The sequence below is a fragment of the Enterococcus raffinosus genome (genome assembly GCF_018917525.1).
Taxonomy (GTDB): domain Bacteria; phylum Bacillota; class Bacilli; order Lactobacillales; family Enterococcaceae; genus Enterococcus_A; species Enterococcus_A raffinosus_A.
Window position 1 is genome coordinate 1 of sequence record NZ_JAHLOS010000024.1, and the last position, 20186, is coordinate 20186.

Annotated in this window: 13 protein-coding genes; 2 read left to right on the forward strand and 11 right to left on the reverse strand. The window is 39.1% G+C overall.

What is annotated here, in order from left to right; all coding sequences use genetic code 11:
* Positions 1–212 precede the first annotated feature (212 nt).
* The 6 genes from KQI58_RS14460 to KQI58_RS14485 form a co-directional block, all read right to left on the reverse strand.
* Complete coding sequence (locus KQI58_RS14460; protein ID WP_216409762.1) at positions 213–1799, reverse strand: SpaH/EbpB family LPXTG-anchored major pilin; 1587 nt, start codon at positions 1797–1799, stop codon at positions 213–215.
* Entirely contained in the window at positions 1789–2559 is a 771-nt protein-coding gene (locus KQI58_RS14465; protein WP_216409763.1) for a hypothetical protein, read from the reverse strand. Before KQI58_RS14465 ends, KQI58_RS14460 begins: the two co-directional genes overlap by 11 nt.
* Positions 2559–6419 (reverse strand): VWA domain-containing protein, encoded by a 3861-nt coding sequence (locus KQI58_RS14470; protein WP_216409764.1) that lies wholly within the window; start codon positions 6417–6419, stop codon positions 2559–2561. Before KQI58_RS14470 ends, KQI58_RS14465 begins: the two co-directional genes overlap by 1 nt.
* 908 nt (positions 6420–7327) lie before the next feature.
* The gene (locus KQI58_RS14475) at positions 7328–8821 is read right to left on the reverse strand and encodes a helix-turn-helix domain-containing protein (protein ID WP_216409765.1); all 1494 of its coding nucleotides are present in this window, start codon (positions 8819–8821) and stop codon (positions 7328–7330) included.
* A 1445-nt stretch (positions 8822–10266) separates the two neighbouring features.
* Positions 10267–11697, reverse strand: a complete 1431-nt coding sequence (locus KQI58_RS14480) for a 6-phospho-beta-glucosidase (protein ID WP_216409766.1) — start codon at positions 11695–11697, stop codon at positions 10267–10269.
* Between the two features lie 17 nt (positions 11698–11714).
* Entirely contained in the window at positions 11715–13106 is a 1392-nt protein-coding gene (locus tag KQI58_RS14485) for a 6-phospho-beta-glucosidase (protein ID WP_216409767.1), read from the reverse strand.
* A gap of 217 nt (positions 13107–13323) precedes the next feature.
* On the opposite strand from KQI58_RS14485, the gene KQI58_RS14490 reads away from it, so the two are divergent.
* The gene (locus KQI58_RS14490) at positions 13324–14241 is read left to right on the forward strand and encodes a MurR/RpiR family transcriptional regulator (RefSeq protein ID WP_216409768.1); all 918 of its coding nucleotides are present in this window, start codon (positions 13324–13326) and stop codon (positions 14239–14241) included.
* Between the two features lie 42 nt (positions 14242–14283).
* Here KQI58_RS14490 and KQI58_RS14495 read toward each other — a convergent pair whose 3' ends face one another.
* From KQI58_RS14495 to KQI58_RS14505, 3 genes are all read right to left on the reverse strand, one after another.
* Entirely contained in the window at positions 14284–16194 is a 1911-nt protein-coding gene (locus KQI58_RS14495; RefSeq protein WP_216409769.1) for a beta-glucoside-specific PTS transporter subunit IIABC, read from the reverse strand.
* Between the two features lie 86 nt (positions 16195–16280).
* On the reverse strand, positions 16281–17123 hold the full coding sequence (licT, locus tag KQI58_RS14500; RefSeq protein WP_216409770.1) for a BglG family transcription antiterminator LicT: 843 nt from the start codon (positions 17121–17123) through the stop codon (positions 16281–16283).
* A 407-nt stretch (positions 17124–17530) separates the two neighbouring features.
* Entirely contained in the window at positions 17531–17749 is a 219-nt protein-coding gene (locus KQI58_RS14505) for a hypothetical protein (RefSeq protein WP_216409771.1), read from the reverse strand.
* Between the two features lie 168 nt (positions 17750–17917).
* Here KQI58_RS14505 and KQI58_RS14510 point away from each other — a divergent pair, with 168 nt between their 5' ends.
* Positions 17918–18430 carry a type 1 glutamine amidotransferase domain-containing protein gene (locus KQI58_RS14510; protein ID WP_016181114.1) on the forward strand — a complete coding sequence of 171 codons (513 nt, stop codon included), beginning with the start codon at positions 17918–17920 and terminating at the stop codon, positions 18428–18430.
* 656 nt (positions 18431–19086) lie between these two features.
* Here the strand turns inward: KQI58_RS14510 and KQI58_RS14515 are convergent.
* Together KQI58_RS14515 and KQI58_RS14520 are read right to left on the reverse strand one after the other, a co-directional pair.
* Complete coding sequence (locus tag KQI58_RS14515) at positions 19087–19236, reverse strand: hypothetical protein (RefSeq protein WP_216409772.1); 150 nt, start codon at positions 19234–19236, stop codon at positions 19087–19089.
* 177 nt (positions 19237–19413) lie between these two features.
* On the reverse strand, positions 19414–20115 hold the full coding sequence (locus tag KQI58_RS14520) for a helix-turn-helix domain-containing protein (RefSeq protein WP_253295961.1): 702 nt from the start codon (positions 20113–20115) through the stop codon (positions 19414–19416).
* Positions 20116–20186 lie beyond the last annotated feature (71 nt).

Consider the following 20186-nt stretch of genomic DNA (forward strand, 5'->3'; position numbering starts at 1 on the left):
CAGGAAGTTCAAAGAAAGTGCCAAGCTAACTATTAATAAAAAAAGCACGCCCATCAATCATCCTTAAGTATACAGGAGGATTGATGGGCTTTTAATACACCTTACTATCTGACGCTTACTCTAATTCTTACTTGATCGGTGTGGTTAACGCACTACAACGACAAAAATGAACAGAAGGTCTTAGACACCTTCTGCTCATTCTTTTCTATCAATTAAACTTCAAAACGTACACGACGGTAGCGAACAATTGCTGCTGCCATCAAACCAAGACCAATTACGATAAAGGCAATGATGCCCATTCCACCAGTTGATGGTAACGTGCCGCCTTTAGAGCTATTGGCAATTGGTAATGCTGTTGCGTTGTTGTAAGAATCTTTGTCGATTTCGAAATCAACATCGTCGGTTAATTTTTGGAACCCATTTGGCGCTTTGATTTCTCGAAGCATGTAGTCACCGTATGCTAAACCAGTTACTTCAAAGCGTCCATCTGCATCAGAAATGAATTTTGTTGCGTTTGCGTAGTCTTCATTTGGTCCAACTGGCGTCCAAGTTTTAGAATCTGTACCAACTGTTAGGTATTGTTCTACGCCGTTTACTTCTCTGATAACAACGAATTCCGCACCAGCTAATCCTTTTGTTTCGCCATCTTCATGTTTGAAGAATTTTTTACCGCCAGTGATGATTGGATCGATTGGATCATTTGTTTTCACATCATCTTGTCCACCATCATGATTCATTGTTACAGTAAATTCGTTGTTGATGTCCAAGTCGACTGGTGTTTCATCTGTGAATGAAACAGTGTAGTAAAATTCAATTCTTTGTCCAGCATATTGACTTAAGTATTGCGCTGTTGCAGGTCCCGCAGCACCTGTCAAGTTCATTGCAATATTAAATCCAGCATAGCCAGTGAACGGTGCCGCTGTATTATAATAGTCATCTGTTGCATTCGCTAAGAAAGTCGCTGGGGTAACAGCCGTACCACCAATCACGATTTGATCAATTCCTTCGAATTTCACACCTGTTTGGTCAACCGCATCTTTGAATTCTAATTTCGTATAACGAGGTGCTCCGTTAACAAGATCACCAATTTGGCTAGGAATCACAAAGCTTGCACGGTAATGAATTTGTTGTCCAACTTCAAAGTCGTAAGCACCTGCTGGACGTGGTGGTAATGGATCGCCGTTATCATCCACTAATTCTTTCTCAGGGTCTTCGCCTTCTACTTTGTTCTTAGGATACAAATGAATGTTTTGTAGATCTTGACCATTGCTGCCTTTTAATGGAAGCATCAAGATTAATTTGTATGAACCAATTTCTACGCCTTGTGAAGCATGTTCTTCAAAGTAGTATACTTTATATGTGCCGTCAGCGTTTTTCGTTGGCAAGTTCGCAAAGTTTGCTTCACCATTTGCATCAGTGGTTTGATCGCCGGGTACTTGAGTAGCTGTTGTTTTATTTAAAACAAATGCATCCATCACAGCTTTGGCTTTTGTATTGTATTCAGCATCTGTTTCATTTCCTGTCAATGTAGCATTTAATGCCGCGTAAAAATCTGTGGAAATATCCCAAGCAGTAAATGTGATCCCAGGTAATCCTTCATAGCGATCGAAGCCTGGCATTAGCTCCCCAGTATTTTCGATACTGCTATTTGGAAACTCATCCATTTTTTTCTTGTGCAATGTCACGTTAACTGAATCTGCGGCATAAGCACGTTCTCCTCCGCCTAGCACCCCTGCTAGTAAAGGAATCATGCACAGCAATGTCGTTAACAATGCAATCCATTTTTTCTTATTTTTCATAATTTTTTTCCCCCTTATTTTTGGTTAATCCAACTAAACCAACACTCATTAGCAACAACCCTAGAAAACAATAATTACGTATCAACTCGTTTGTAGAAGGAAGCTCCTTTCCTGAATACCCTGGTCCCTCCCCTCCACTTGGTGTTCCAATCGTCTTTGGTAAATCTTTCCTTGGTCCTGAGCTATCTGTAATCGGCGGTTCGGTCGATTTAGTTGTAGTAGTCGTTGACGGTGGTGGTTCAGAGGTTGGCGGTGTCACTGTAAGCTCACGATATTTACAGGTGATCTCCAGCTTGTCCGCTTCCCTTAGCGTATCCGTCATTTTCTGTGGCAAATAAATAATGATCGGCACCATATGATAGTTGCCTGTTTCACCTGAAGAAAGGATCAGATAGGCAGCATCTTGGTTATTCTGCTGCCGTGATACGCTTAGTGTGATTTCCCCTTTATCATCCACTGCGTATGGTGTTTGATTGACCTTCTTTAATTGTTCTGTTTGAACAAATGCTTCTAATCGTTCTTTGGTCGGATAGGTGTCCATGATATACTTCTTATCGTCCTTTTCATTACTGGCGCGTTTTTGACGCCATTCGGTCAAATCATAGATATCCAACGTGATTTGCTCGGTCCCTTCGTATACAGGACCGGTTTCCGGTCTGGTCTTGATCAGTACTTCCACTAGACTTTCCTCTGCAAAAGCAGTAACCCCCATGTTACAAATTCCCAGAATAAGTCCCAAGAGAAGAATCATTTTTTTCATTACGATCCCCTCCTCTTCGTGTGAAGCCAGTAAAGGCTGCCAAGCAGTCCTCCTGCTGTAGAGATAACCCCAAGTGCTACTTTGAAGAACATCGCCGTTCCCGATCCGCCTGTACTAGGCATCGGACCCGTGCCGCGTTTCCTATTTGTGACAGTCAATTGAATAAGATTTGGATTACCGACACCACCTGAGCCGCTGACATTTGGATTCGATTGAATACTAACAACGCCCGCTTGCGAAATACTGATTCGAACGGTGCCGCTCATTCCTTGATACCCATTTGGAACGACCGTTTCAGACAGACTGTATTCCCCTGGTCGCAATCCACTAAATTCGAAATATGGTCCGCCAGTCTCCGTTTGATCATAGTTCGTACCGATCAAGCGGAAGCTTGCTCCGCGAAGTTCATTTCCATCTTCATCGACTTTTTTGATCTTCAACTTGAAATCAGCCAGCTTATTCGTGACTTTATACGGTGACGATTTGCCATTCAGCGTAATGGTTAAAGCCGTTCCCGCAGCGTTTTCCACTGCTTTGAGATCGAGGTTTGCCATTTTTTCATATCCTGCTGGTACATAGGATTCTTCAATGATGAAGTCGCCCATTGGAATATTTTCGATGGTTACTTGTCCATTCGCATCTGGTTCAATATCTGTCGCTAATACTCTGCCGTCTGACCTGCGGGTGATGGTGAATTTAGGTTTATCCTTGCTAAACGGTGTCTTGCCATCATCCATGTACTTGCAAAGAACCACCTTACCGGTCAATAATTTGTTCGTCAGTTTGATGCCATCTTTTGGTTTCGTTTCAGCAGTGAAGCTCGTTCCATAATTGTAGGTTGGCTTGGCATAGCCCGTTGTTCGTGTTTCCTCGACCACTCGATAGACGGTGTTCCCGCCCTCGACATTTTGGAATACCCCTTTCCAACTGTCGATCGGTGTCAATGTCAAGGATTCGACATCCTCCCACGTACTTCCCGTTCTCTTCTGCAATGTCACTCTCACGTAGTTTGTTCGAAGTCCCCAATAATTTTCAGTTCCCCGATAGCTGTCTGACCAGAGCTTCTCGACTGGAATCTCCAAGTCTTTCGTTAGCTTATTGGTTACCTCATGCAAGGAAGTCTTGCCGTTTACAGTAATATTAAGGTCTGTACCTGCGGAATTTTCGACTGCCTTCACATCGATATCAGCCATCTTGTCATAGCCTTGAGGCACATAGGTCTCTTCTACAACAAAATCACCGAGTGGAATATCTGTGATGACTACTTGCCCCCTAGTATTCGGCTCAAGGTCGCTCACCAATAGCTTGCCATCTGATTTACGCCTTACAGTAAATCGTGGCAAATCTGACGTAAATGGTGTCTTCCCGTCTTCCTTATACTTACAAAAGACCGTTGCCCCCTTCAGCAACTTATTCGTAATTTGAACCCCTTTGCTCGGTAATGTTTTCGCGGTAAATTCATCCACATTGGAATCCGGCTTGGCATACCCCGTTGTCCTTGAAGGCTCAACGACCCTGTAGATAGTGCTGCCACTTTCCGCCGAAAATGATGTTTTCCAATTATTCGCCGCATTTAATGTTTTCGTTTCAACATCCACCCATGAATTACCACTTTTTCTTTGTAGAACAACTTTGACACTGTTTGCGCGAAGTCCCCAGTAGTTATCTGTGCTCATATGCGAATCAGACCATTTCTTCTCAACCGGAATTTCGAACTTATTCGACTTGCCTTTCGCTGACGGTACACCAAAATCTAGCTTATCCGTCGTTCGTTCAGGCGTTGGTGTAAGTGTCGTTCTTCCGTTCGTTTGATACCATGTGTCGCCTTCATAATTCACAGCGTCTGTTTTTAACCGAAGTTTGTAATCTAATTGAACTTCTTGCTGACCATAAAGATTGATGTTATCTACCTTGATCGTATTGTTTATCACAACCGGATCGTTCGGCAGCTTGCTTGTTTCAATTGCTGGCACACCGCTTTTTTTGATTTCCTTAACAGTAGGTTTTCCTACTAGCTCAAACATATCTCCGATTGGATCTTCAATAACGCCTTTATCTACTGTTTGAATGACTGAGTTAAACCAATCATCAAAAGAAATGTCAAAATCACCTGTTGTACTAGCATGATAAAATTGGTAATCAGCCTGTGAATCTCCAGAAGCGTTCGCCTTTTTGGAAGCCATACGATACAAACCAGTGACCAATTCATCCCTTGAATGCCGTTCTACTGTAAAGTTTTTTTGGATATTGATAGCGATGGAATTAATCTCCATTCCTTGATCTTTGATATCCGCTGCAGTCGAATTGGCAGGCGTCAAATGACTATAAATTCGTTGGCCCGTAGTTCCTACTGCGATTCCCGAAGGTTTATATACCGTAAAATATCTTTCACCATTAGGCTCCCTTTCTGGAAGTCCCCAATAACGTCCATTATAGATCAGAGACCCATCATAAATTGGAGGTGGACTAGGATGGTTTGAATCAATTCGCAACCCATCGTAATAGATACTTGAATCCGAATGACCAGATATCGGTACTTCACTCATATTCGGCGCGCCATCAGTCAAAAGGAAAATGACTTTTCGCCGATTGGTCCCACTAGCATTATTCAACATTGTTTGTGCATCCATTAATGCTTTTTGTGTGAAGGTATTTCCATCTGAATCAATACTTTTATACCTATCTACTACGTTTTGCCAGCCTGTCGAGTTGGCAGACATAGGAACAATTTGGTTTCCTGAATAATCAGGCGAAGAGTAAATTACTCCACCAATACGAAGGCTGTCAGTATCTGGGTTAGCCGCTTTGAACTTATCGATCAATTTTTGTAACGAGTTGACTGCTAATGTTTTTCTCGTCATCCCGCCAATATTTCCATGTGATTGAATCATCGAAGCGGAATTATCCAATACAAAACAAACATCCACCCCAGGTTTTGGAATTGTTCTACCTCGGACATTTAGACGAACATTAAATTCATCTTCTTTAGATGTCTCACTCGCATATTTTCGCAATTCAATATTAGGTTTTGATTTATTCTCACCATATTTGATATACGATTTCGTATGGTCATCTGATGAGACATCCCAACTCGTTAATCCATCCCAACCAGATTCTTTCTCATAACCACCTTGATGATTGCGAACGTTTGACTGTCCGGTCGGCGTCCAATAGCAAGTAGGATAGGTGCCGTTATTCGACGTATACACGGGTGCTTTATTGGTATATTTCGGTGGGTCCATCCGAAGCAACCCATTGTTTGGAACTGCCGTTGCTGGTACTGGCACAACTTCTTCTGGTTCAGGCGGACCGATAAAATCTTCTGAACTTGTTTTGACCGCTGCTTTACTCTCAGAAGTTTTTGTTTCTTCTTTTGTATCCTGCGCTTTAAGAACAAAGGATTCTTTGATATCAAGAATGTTTTCCTGTATCTTCGCGTCTTTTCCGTTAGAAAGTGTCTGCTCGTCTAGTTGAACATCTAAATTGAGTTTCTTTGTTGATTTCGGTAACTCAAAAACGAGTTGTCCTTCCATGGAAGCTGAATAGTTCTTTTCAATTAGCCATTCATCCTTCTCATCCATGTTCTTAATCGTTGGATACGTGATCACTTTTCTTTTCTCATTTGTTACTTTCAATTTGAGACGCTGTTCTTTATCACTCTCTTCGCTTTGCCTGCTAAACGTGATTCGCCAACGATTTGTATCTTCTAATGATTCATATTCATAGGAGACTTTTAAGAACTTTTCATTGATCAGTTCCGTTTTCGTTGTTTCGGCATACGCAGTAACTAGTGATGGTAGTGTTTCTGTAATAAAAGAAAATAGTAGAACAACCAACATGAGTAAGTGCTTCTTTTTCATTTCATAAATTCCTCCTTTCACCCTTTTTTCACCCACTCTCCCTTCCGCATAACAATATGATAACTGATATCATTTTCTCTCGCTGAATATGTTTTTTTATATTTTTTAGTTATTCAAATATGATATTTCAGCGTTGTTTTATCTTTTTTATAACCTTTAGTGTTATTGGACCCAATTACTTAATTTGATTTAAAGAATAATAAAGTTTGATTGTCGTAAAAAAAATTTACCTTTTGAATTTTTCGTCAAAAAAAAACAAAAAAAGACCTCGGAAATATCTATTTCCGAGGCAAGTATGAATATAATGTGTCTATTTTCTTTTTATCTCCTTATTTGATCAATAGATTTCCACTTAATTAGTAAAGGAAACATCAACTGTAAAGAGACTTCCGAAATCTGCTATTTACTACTTTCGTATAGAAAAGAAAAAGGATGAGGCAAACACTCGCCTCATCCTTATGACTATTCAGTTATTAATTATTTAGCGAATTGACTTGAGTATCAAGAACGAAAGAAAATTGAAGCTTGGAAACAAATCGATCAACCATTATCCAATCGTACGATCGCAAAATCACCAAATTGTGTTCCTCAAACTACCCTTACTAAGAAAGACCGCACGGTCCGCCAAATCAAACGCAAAATGGCAAAACATATGAATACGAATCATTTATCACATCTGCAAACGTTAGACAAGTAGCCTATGAACAGGTACGAGCGAATTCCCGCAAACACCAGATATGGCTTTCTTCGTCCAATATCCTTGAGAATACCGATCATCAGATGAAAAAGGAAAAGCAATCCCAGATGTCCTCGCTTGGCGTGCAAAAAGCTGAATCTATTACCGTATGAAAATTTCTCTTACACGACAATATTGCACAACTACAATGAGTGCTTCCTGTTCCTCTTATTTATCCCGAAAGATCACTGATCAACTGTTGCAGCTGAACGATGTTTTGATTAGTTAAAAAAGGATCAATGATCACTGTAGGATAATCATAGGGTACTTCTTCTACACTACTTGAAGTAACCAACGCGTCATATTTCATCAATTCACTAATCGTGATCCGTGAATCCCGAGAACGCTCCTCTACAAAATGAATCTTAAAATTTCCATAGATCCGTTCTTCAATCTGTTCTGCTAAAAAAACTTCCTCGGTTGGCGACAATTCAGAAAGCAGTAGAATCTTTAGAGGCTGATCCGCGCTCGCTAATAAATTTAAACTTTGAGGAACCATTGTTATCAACAGATAGGTGTAATTCCAGATAAAATCAGTTTCTTGGTAAATACGGTATTTCTTCACAAAGGATTCGGCGATTTTCAGGACCTTCTTCACCGCTTGATAATGAGTTTCCATCATCTTTTCTAAGAAAATCCCTCGTTGACGGTATAAAATATCAATGTAGCGCCCTTTAGGTGGATACATCCGTTGATCATTCACCAGTATAATCGTCAGTTCGTTCATTTCTAGGTCCCCCAACGAGCGACCTAGTAAACGATTAAAATCTTCAACCAACTCATAATGCTTTTGATACAAATCGCGATAGATCCTACTTTGCTTCATCGCAGATTTCCATTGATCCTCGCTGAAAATCAGCATATCCGCATATGACAACCATAAACAATCCTTGATATCTTCCTCCGTTAACCGAACTCGAAAAGACTCTAAAGCGATTCTCTCAAACGCTTCTAAAGTTTCCTCATCAGGCAAGCTTAACGGACTTATCAATTCATTTGCAGGATATCGTCGACCATTTTTGATTCGCCATAGACTGATATAAATGTTGTAGCTTAATCGTTTTCTAAAAATATGACGATTTTCTAAATGGTTAACCTGAATAAACTGATCCACTAAATTGGTTATCGCTTTAATCTGGTATTCCTTTAAATTTGAAAAAAGTGAATCGACATGATCCGATTTTTCTAAAAAATAGCGATAGTAGAAATGTCGGATAACACTTTCCTTTCCTTCAATCCGCAACGGGCGGTAATCCAGTTTTATTCCTGCTTTCTTTAGGGCGGTTTCAAGTTTCTTTAAGTAACGTTGTGTATTTGAGGCACTAAGATAAAGTTTTTCTGCTAAATCACTAATGCTTGAACACTTTTCATAAAGCAATTCTTCAATAATCTGAAATTCTGGTGCTTGTTGAAGAACGTCTGCATACAATCGGTTGATACTCACATGCGGCTTGACATTAATTTGATAAAGCCCTTTGAATTTCTCAATATGAAAATCCTCTTGCTCATCGTTAATCAACTTGACATCCTTCAACAAAATTGGTAATGAACATTCCAGCTCTTCTAATAATTGATCACTTGGCAACCCAACTTGACTTGCATAGAGAAGCTCAACAAAACGCAGTCGTCTCAAACTGCTTGTCCCCAAAACCTCTCTGAAATCCATTTCATCATCCCCTTTGTTCTTCCCCTTTTAGAACGTAACAAAAGACTATTTTTTAAATATGAAAAAATCGGATACTCAGCATAATGAATCTACAACTCACATAAAATTCCAACTAACAGTGACCAACCATCATATGTGTGAATCATCAATCTTCGCTGATACCCGAAAAAATGTATCGTTCCATATCAAAATAGCCATCGAATTTATACTATTTTAATCAAGTTCACCTCTTACGCTTAACTTTTTCAAATTAATTTCGTTTTTTTGTTTATTATTTTTTCAACATAAAGATTATTTGATAGCCAATAGAAAACTAATAATCCTCTGTAACTATAATATTCAACCCATTTTCTTTACGATTTTTTCCTTATATACATAATAACCAATCTTATTTCCCCTTGCTTTTTCACCATTTATTTATTTATGGTTATTAAAAAGCTCAGGGAATCAACAAACAATTAATTCTTAAATATTTTTTTGTTATTTAGTTCTTTTTTTTAATAATCATTAAAAAATATTATTACTCATTTTAAAAATACCAATTAAAAAAATTGAATTTTTTCTACCATAAATTCAAAATCAAAAAAATACTCAGATATAACATTTGTTGCATTTGATTTCCGATTAATTATTTATATAATTTTCTAAATAGCTTAAAAATCGTCTTTTTATTCTAATATTTCTATTCAATTGAATTGATTAAAATATTAAATCTGACGATTCAAGAAGTTTAGCCGATTACTTAAGAAAACATTCTAGCAATAACCGTAAAAGGAAGCCTATTCTAAAACTTTTAATGCCATTTATCACAGACAACACAAAAAGCTCATTTTATAAGAATAGCTTTACATTGAATTGTGTAATTCTTCGAATAATTCACTATTGATTTTTTAAACTACTTGGGGGATTCTGATAATGAAATACAGAGGTAAAGTACATATTTCAGAAGATTGTTATTGCTTGCAGAATTTTTCTCTTATTTAGAGTTAGCAGCAGATAGCAGTTCACTATACTTTTAATGATGCTGGCTGTTTCAAATGATAATTTTTGGATACACAACTAGGATTCGTTCTGTTCTGTTTTTTTGAAATGCTCCATTCTAGTAGATTATGATTCATCGGAGAACCCTCACTTTTTTCTCCTTGTCCTCACGAATCATCTTGTTGTCTAGCTTTTACTATCTAACAAGTGCAATGTTTAACACGTAATAAAAAGAGTCTGGAAAGAATCTTTCCAGACAAATCGTTCACTTTTTCATCCTTCGAAAGTTTGTTTAAAAGCTACTCTACAGTTGCCGCTATACTTTCGGAGGACAAAATCTAAAATGGATTTCCCATTACTTTTTATTGTTTCTCCGCAGATTGTATGGGTTGGAATTACCTTACATTAGTAGATCAAGACGAAACGAGTGTGTGGCAAAAGTAATTGCCACACACTCGTTTTCCTTAATTACTTAAATCTTCTCCGTTGGTTGCAATGACTTTCTTATACCAATCAAAGGATTTTTTCTTGCTGCGTTTCAAGGTTCCGTTACCTTCGTTGTCGCGGTCTACGTAAATGAAGCCATAACGTTTCTTCATTTCACCTGTTCCGGCAGACACGAGGTCGATACAGCCCCAAGTGGTGTAGCCTAATAAATCCACTCCATCTAAGTCCACTGCATCCTTCATCGCTTGAACGTGCTGCGCTAAGTAGTCGATTCGATAATCGTCCTCAACATAGCCATTTTCATCTGGGGTATCAATCGCTCCAAGCCCGTTTTCTACAATGAATAATGGTTTTTGGTAGCGATCGTACAGGTCATTCATCGTGATCCGTAAGCCAAGTGGATCAATCTGCCAGCCCCATTCGCTTGATTCCAAGTAAGGGTTCTTCACAGAAGCAAAGATATTGCCGCTGGTTTGTTCCAACAATTCAGGGTTAGTCGTAGCTACACGAGATGAATAGTAAGAGAATGAGATGAAGTCAACGGTGTGAGCTTTCAATAGCTCTTTGTCGCCTTCTTCCATCTTCACTTCGATCCCTTTGCGTTCCATTTCCTTCACTGCATACGCTGGATATTCCCCACGTGATTGCACATCAATGAAAAAATAGTTTTGACGTTCTTCTTGACGTCCTGCCCACACATCGTCTGGTTTTGGTGTATATGGATAGTAAGAACCTGCCGCTAGCATACAGCCGACTTGGTTTTCTGGATCGACTTCATGAGCGATCTTCGTTGCAATCGCAGATGCCACTAATTCGTGATGGGCTGCTTGGTATTTGATTTGCTCTTCATTTTCGTCTTCTTCAAAGTACAGACCTGCCCCCATAAATGGTGCGTGTAAGATCATGTTGATTTCATTGAAGGTCAACCAGTATTTGACTAATCCTTTGTAACGATTGAAGATCACGTTACATAAGTTTTCGTAGAAGCCAACTAATTCGCGGCTGCGCCATGCGCCATATTTTTCCACTAAGTGCATTGGACAGTCAAAGTGCGTAATCGTTACTAAAGGTTCGATCCCGTATTTTTTACATTCCTTGAAGATGTCCTCGTAGAATTTCAGGCCTTCTTCATTTGGTTCCTTTTCGTCGCCTTTAGGGAAGATTCGGCTCCATGCTAATGACAGACGATAGGTTTTGAAACCCATTTCCGCAAACAGCGCAATATCTTCTTTCCAATGATGATACATATCGATCGCTTCTTTTGCTGGGTAAAAATGCGCATCGTCAAAATCAAACATTTTCTTTTTCCCTGCGATAACGGCAAAACGATCTTCACCCACCGGTGCAAGGTCAACATTTGCTAGTCCGCGTCCGCCTTCGTTATAACCACCTTCACATTGATTAGCAGCAGTCGCTCCGCCCCATAAAAAGTCTTTTCTAAATCCCATTGTTTGATTCCTACTTTCTATACTTTTTCCATATCTAATTCACGTGCCACTTCGTCTTGCACTTCGATACCTTCTTTTTCTAGGCGTTCAATAGTTTCTTTGAAGTTTGGCAAATGATCTTTGTGTACAATAAATAATTCATCCATAATCCGTTGCGCTGTTTTACCTGAACGAATCATCGGGTTGATGGTAAATGCTTGTAACGCTGTGTTGTAATCACCAGTTACGGCAGCTTCGATCGTTAACAATTCCATGGCTTTCATCACTTGCAGCCACCCGCGTTCTGCTGTTGGCAATTCACCAAAGGCAACATTACGAGCGCCTTGTCCGCCAATATAAGCAGAAACTTCAACGACACAGTCTGCTGGCAGATCTGGCACAGCACCGTCATTTTTCGTCGAAACAACTAATTGCGTATTTTTGTTAGCATAAATTGACGCGATTGATTCACATGCTGCATCAGAATAGTAAGCACCGCCACGTTGACTTAATTGTTCTGGTTTGTAATCCAAGTTCGGGTCTTTGTACAATTCAAACAATTCTGTTTCTGTTTGCTTCACTTGTTGAGCACGTGTGCCGATGGTTTTGTATTCTTCTAAGGCATGAGCCAACGTTTCTTCCTCTTGGTAGTAATAATGATGGTACCCACAAGGAATCATTTGCATTTGTTCTAAAATCTCTCTTGGGAATGGAATATCATGGATATTTTTCGGCATCCCTGTTTCGTCGCCTTCGTACATTTTATTAATGATCTCTTGTGTCACATCTTTGCCGTGATTATCAGTTACTTTATGCCAATGGAAATGATTCAAGCCAGCAAATTTATAGATCAATTCATCTGGCTCTTTGCCTAACATCTCAGGCTCCACCATTTGCGCCATCACCGGAACATTACACAAGCCAATTACTTTGTCCCATTTACCATAACGAACAACTGCTTCAGTCACCATGCCGCTTGGGTTGGCAAAGTTGATTAACCAGGCATCTGGACATAAACGCTTCATGTCTTCAACAATTTCTAAAATGATCGGAACTGTTCGGAACGCTTTGAACATTCCGCCGGCACCATTCGTTTCTTGTCCTAACATGCCATAGTAAGCGGGAATACGTTCGTCTTTGATTCGTGCTTCTAATAAACCAACACGGAATTGCGTCGTTACAAAATCTGCGTCCTTCAAGGCTTCTTCGCGGTCTAAGGTAATATGAACTTTTACATCATAAGGCGAAGCATCCCACATCCGTTGTGCCATCGCACCAACGATCTCAACCTTTTCACGGCCTGCTTCAATATCGACTAACCAGATTTCACGCACTGGTAACTCATCATAACGTTTGATAAAACCTTCCATTAATTCCGGTGTATAGCTGCTTCCTCCACCAATTGTAGCGATCTTTACTCCTGCTGACATTCAATCGACTCCTTCTGTTTTTATTTACAAACTAATTATCTACGATGTAAAACTTCTATTCAATCTGTTCACAAGTCATTCCATACATTTTTACAAACTCTCTACTGAAAACGGTTAATTTTGTAAATATAGATGGATATTCTCAGATTTTTCTTAAAAAAGCCCATATTCGTTTACAAATGATCTACAATAAACGTAAATAGGAGGTGTGTTCACAATGCTCTTATCAGAGAAAATGAAACAAACTGATTTTTCTAATGCAGAGACAGCCTTAGTCACATACATTTTAGAAAAGGGAACAGCGATTGAACCCATGACTATTAAAGAAATCGCGGAAGCCAATTTCGTCCATCCCTCTACCTTGATTCGCGTTGCGAAAAAACTAGGCTATAAGGGGTGGCTGGAACTACGTACAGAATTTTTAGCGGAACAAACCTATCTTCAAACCTACTTTGAAGATGTCGATGCCAATTTTCCTTTTCAAACCAATGACGGTATCATGACCATCGCAAACAAAATTGCTTCATTAGAACGAACAACAATCGATGACACCTTGAGCCTGTTGAATCATGATGACCTGCAAAAGGCAAAACAGCTCTTGTTGAACGCCAAGCATATCAAAATTTTCGGAAGCAATGCCAACTTATTGATATCTCAAGATTTTGCTTTAAAAATGCGCCGCATCCAAAAAAACGTCGTCACTAGTCAAACGATGGGTGAAGATGCTTATGAAGCTTATAATAGCCAAGAAGATACCTGTGCGATCCTGATTTCTTATACTGGAGAGAATAATTTTATCTTGCAACTCGCGAGAATCTTGCGAAAACAAAACATTTCCGTTATCGCCCTGACCAGCATCGGTGACAACACACTCGCTTCCGTCAGCCAAGCGGTTCTACGAATAACGACTCGGGAGCGGCTTTATTCAAAAATTGCAAACTTCACGATTAATTCATCGATCTGCTATCTGCTGGACGTGCTATACAGCGTTGTCTTTGCCGAGGACTATCAAAAAAATCTGAATCATTTGATTGAGATCGGCGAGCTTGCCGACAAGCGGAAGACTAGCTCCGAAATTATGGCAGAATCCCCAGAATCAATGATTCGCTTCACTGAATCTTTTCGACCAAATTAAAGTTCGAGGCAGGCGCCTCGAACTTCTTTTTTTACTATCTACTTAAACTAATACGGTCAATAACTCATCATTGTTACAAACACCGTCTTTTTGATCAGACTCGATAATGTCCAGATAATCCGCTGAGTTCGTTACAATCACTGGTGTTTCCACACTGTAACCAGCCGCTTCAATGGCTTTGATATCAAAGGTTACTAGCTTATCACCACGTTTTACTTTCGCGCCTTGCTCTACATGCGCTTCAAAGAATTTCCCATCCAGTTGAACCGTGTCCAAACCAATATGGATCAATAATTCTAACCCGTTATCTGAGATCAAACCAATTGCATGCTTCGTAGGGAACATCGTCATGACTGTACCATCAAATGGCGCGACCACTTCACCGACTGTCGGATGAATCACGACACCTTTACCTAATGCACCTTGCGCAAACGCTTGATCACTTGCTGTTGATAATGGCATCATTTGTCCCTGAACAGGTGAAGTCACGATTTCTTTGCGAACTTCCATCGCTTTTTGACCTTCTGGTATTTCCTCTACTACTGTATCGTCTTTCCAGAAGAAGAAGGTCAACACAAATCCAATCACTGATGCGATCACAATGGCAATGACAGAGTAGATTGCCCCTGAAGAATCACCTGTTTGTTGATTGATATAACTAGGAATACCGAAGACGCCAAGTCCTCCCATTACATATGAACGAACACCCATAGCTGTCATGAACGCACCAGAAACGGCACCACCGATCATTGAGAAAACAAATGGTTTTTTCTTAGGCAGTGATAATCCGTAAATCGCCGGCTCTGTTACACCACAGATCCCTGAGACAACTGCTGGTAATACTAACGCTTTTTCTTTTGGATTCTTTAAGCGGAAATACATCGCTGCTACTGCCGCTGTTTGTGCAAAGCTGGCACCGAACATTCCAGTTAGAGCTGTTGCGTAACCCATCGTACCTAACTGTAGGATCGCAATCGGGATTAAACTCCAATGGAGACCAAACATAACTAATACTTGCCAGAAGAAACCAACGATTAAACCAAATAGGATTGGAGAGAAGGCCAATAAACTATCAAAACCAGTCGCCAACATGTTAGTCAAAATTGTGATAACTGGACCAATTACTAGGAAACCAATCGGCAAAGCAATTAACAATAAGAAAAATGGTACAAAAAAGTTCTGAATCACTTCTGGAATAATCTTCCGTAACGGCCGTTGTAATTTACTTGCTAGCCAAACAATCAAGATGGACGGAATAACACTGCTTGTATAATCGTTTGCCACAAACGGCAGACCCATAAAGGTCATGTAAACCGGACTTTCAAACATACTTCCGGAAAACAACGTATACAGTGGCTGAACATCTCCTCCGGCAGTCAGCGTTGATAACTGAAGCGCTGGATAACATAAGGCACCACCGATCACCAACCCAACATACTGATTCACACCAAATTTCTTAGCAGCCGCGACTGCTACTGCAATTGGTAAGAACATAAAGATCGCATCACCAATCGCATTTAAAACGATGTAGGTACCACTTTCAGCAGTTAGTACACCAGCCGCAACCAGTATCGCGTTCAGTCCTTTGATCATCCCTCCAGCACTCAATGCACCTAAGAAGGGTTGGAAAATACCACTAATCACATCAATCAAGCGATCGAAAAGACTGCCAGAAGCTTCCTCTGGGGCACTACTTTCACCGCCAAGACCAGTCATATCTACTACATCTTCGTAGACTTGCCCTACGTGGTTACCAATAACGACTTGGTATTGTCCGGCACTATGCATAATTGTCACAACACCATCCATATTTTTCAGCACGTCATCATTTGATTTGCTTTCATCCTTTAATTTAAAACGTAGACGTGTAATACAATGTGTTAAACTATTGATATTTTCTTTGCCACCGACATTTTCGACAATTTTTTCTGCTAAATCACGATATTTACCCACTATTTTTCCTCCTATTTCATTTTGATGTATGCCCTTCCACTAATCAACAACCCGGGATAATGTGAAAAGCGGGCAGGTGCCAATTTCTATTGATTTACTTTTTGGACTAATCGTGCGATATGAATGGTTAAATATAATTTCTCATCATTTGACATTTCGTAATCGTATTTTTTCCTAATAAAATCCGCAATTCTTTCTACGCATTGATACGCGTTTTGATATTTCTTTTGAATAATTAAAAGCAGCTCGTCATCTGTCTCATCAGTTAATTGGCGATGATTCATGATTCGTGAAGCGAAGAAGCGCAAATGCGTTGTAAAGCGATAAAAGTAAACAGACTCTTCATCCAGTTGAACTTTAAAATAATAGCTGGTTATTTGAATGATTTCCTGCATCAACTCCGCCATCATATACGCGTCTTCATTCTCGCTATCCGACTGCGCATTCACTAAGTGTAAAGCGATATTTCCTGCTTCATCTTCACCAAGATTGACTTTAAATTTATCCTCGATTCTTTTCACAGCATTCACGCCGACCGAAAATTCATCGGGGAATAAACGTTTAACATCCCACAATAATAAGTTTCGAACCCGAACACCTTCTTTAACTCGCTGGACTGCTGCATATAAGTGATCAGTGATTGAAATGTAAAGCGAATCGTTCAACGGATTTTTCAACGTAACCTTCGCCTCATCAATAATGTCATTGGCGATTTCCAGGTACGTTATCGGAACATCAACTAATAGTTCTTGAAACTTATGAAACAAATCACTGTTCGCAAGGTGATAGGTTTTATCGATCGCCTCCTCGGCTATCTCATCCCCAATCTTTTTCTGAAAGGCTAGACCACGCCCCATCGCGACAATCTCGTTATTTTTTTGATCAGTCGTGATGACTACATTGTTATTCAAAATCTTCTGAATCTGCATTCAATGCTCCTCCGTTCTGTGACATTCGCTACTAAAAATCATTTCCACCGACTTCGTTCACTTAAAATGATAGATAGCTTTGTAATTGATGTCAAACCCAAAAATGTTGTTTTTTATAAACTCACCTCCTGTTTTAGAGCAACAAAAAAAACCCAATGAGGGTACGACAAATAATCGTACGTATCTCATCAGGTTTAGCTTGTATTTAAACAATCACTATCCATCAAATGGTCTATTTAATTCAAAATTAGCTTACCAAACACAGAAAGCGCTGTCAACAGATTTTACAAAAAGAATTTTTTTAATAACAAAATTTGTAAATAGAAAGTGACAATTCTTTTCCTGCTTATCTAGCATTACATCAGCGCTTCTCCTTATAGGCGACATAATGGTAAATGTTATCGCTACTATCCTAAACTGCCATCAATTAAAAACCGAAATTTTCCTACAATAACATTATACGCAATAACCAAAAATATAATCGCCATTACTAGGCTACTCCACAAACTAAACATTACGAAAGGAGATGTAGCTTCGTTCCCTTTATTCCTCAATTTAGAAAAAGAACGCTTCGTTATCCAAAGCTGCCAAATTCCCAAAGCTAAAAAGACAAGTCCGATTATCATTATACATAGCTCCTTTTTCACTTTATGTTCTGTAAATAATTGTACTCTCAAAAATGTAAAAAGCAATCAAAGAACCAAGCGGAGTCTATCATCCCAAACATATTATTTGAACTCTTGGCGATTATCCTTTAGGGTTAAAATGTACTTAAAAGAAAGGATGGAAATTCAATGACCAAAAAAATTGCAGCGATTGTTACGGATTTAGTCGAGGATGTTGAACTATCCTCTCCAAAAGAAGCACTGGAAAAAGATGGCAACGAAGTCACAATCATCAGCTTTGAAGCCAATCAAGAAATCACAGGAAAAAAAGGAACCAAATTCAAAAGCGACAAAGGAATTGATGAAGTGAAACCTGAAGACTTCGATGCATTACTAATTCCTGGCGGTTTTTCACCTGATCAATTGCGTAGCGATGCACGTTTTGTATCCTTCGTGTCTTATTTCTTAGACAAGGATCAACCGTTATTCGCCATTTGCCATGGTCCACAATTGTTCATTCAAACAGGACTTACCAAAGGGCGCACAATGACTGCTTACACAACCGTTCGTCCAGATGTCGGCTATGCTGGCGCAATCGTCAAAGATGAAGCAGTTGTAGTAGACAACAAATTAGTAACTAGCCGAACTCCAGATGATCTTCCTGATTTCAATCAAAAAATCGTCGAAATATTACATGGTTAACGATAAATTTTGACAGAAGAGGATAGCCTAAAGAAATACAAGGATCTAGGAACAGATGATGAATGATACCTACTCAGTGTTTCTAAAATTTTGTGAATTTTCGGCTTATTTCTGTAGACGTACTTATGAATCGCCATGTATTCGTGAATAGGAGCTGATCCACAAATCTGTAAGACTTTCGAATCAGCTCCTATTATTTTTTCTCTCTATTAAAAGATAATTCTTTGCAAAATTAGTTAACCGCCTTGCAAAGCCCCTATTAAGACAAATAGGTCCACAAAAGTAACAATAGAAATCCAATCAAAAACGGTGGTACATACTTAAATATAAAATAACTGTAAGCTTTTCCTGTCCTACGTTCCGCCTCAAATCTTGGATCATCTCGATCGTTTACAAACTGCCATGGAAACCTTGAGAAAAAAAGCCCATTTGTTAAGCGAGTAATCAAAGCGATCACTAGTAAAAGACCCGTACAGAAAATACCAACAAACGCAATATCTCTAATCACATGACTATCCAAAACAATCACCAGCTTTCGCTTCACATTCAAAAGAGCAATCACAACACGAACGAACCAGCATTATTTGAAATCATCGCCAACTCGCTTAAAAAAATACCACTAAAGTCTTTATTGAAGCCCACAAGTTAGTTCGCTGCTACTTCACATACCCAACCGCGAGACAATTCATCCCATTGGAGCCCAAAAAAGCATTAATCACTGTTCCATTTTGCGGCAAATACCCATCCTTTTCTTTATTTTTATTATAATCCTTCACTGTAAAAATAACGATACACTTAAAATTCATCAAGTTACACCCTTTCGATCCATACTTTTTTAATTAAATTCTCATTGTAATTATGATAACACGAATTTTTTTCTATGGTCACTACTCCTAGAAAAATCATCTAAATTAAAAAAATATTTTGTGTACGATGATGAACATCCTCTTCAACTTTACAATAGCTTCACTACATCAAAAAGCTTAAACGGCCTCGTCGTCAAAATTCCTTTGTTTCAAATGGTAGCCTTTGCCCCAAATCGCCTCTACGACTAAGGCACTTTCCATTTCTTTCAGCTTCCATCGGATTCGTTTAGCAATAATAGACATCTGAGCTAATTGAGAACTATTAGGACCGTCTCCCCACATTGCTCGTGACATCTCTGTTCTGGAAACTATTTCATCATTTGAATTAAGTAATTTCTCGAAAAAGGCTGTTTCTTTTTTCGATAGTACATGAAGAATCGCACGTAACTCCTCTTGTTTAACTTCGCCCTCTTTATTAAAAATCAGCCTTGCTTGCTCCTTTTCATGATTCATGTTGGCTAAGTTATGCACTACGTACTCTCTAAGGCGTTCAATTGATTGACTCTCACTGATCCAATCGTAAAAACCTATTTTTTTAATCATTTTCTGTTCTTCTTCATCTGGTTCGATCGATGTTTTTCTGATGAAACAGCTCATTTTGCTCAAGTTTAAAAAAAGTTGTTTTGCCTCATTATCACTGATAGTTTCACTAATAATAACCGCCGCAAATTTCCTATCAATCTGTTCCTCATCAAATTTATGCAGTAGCTTATCGAAAAAAAGCTTAGAGCAATACACTTCATATCCCAAACATTGCAATCGATTCTGCAGAGGCTGCTCAAACAATACATTTTTCGTCAAAATTAAAAATGGTTTCATCTTATTCACTACTTTCTTTTCCTGCTTTACAAATAATTTATATTTTTATAGTTACTTGTTGTCTATTGAAA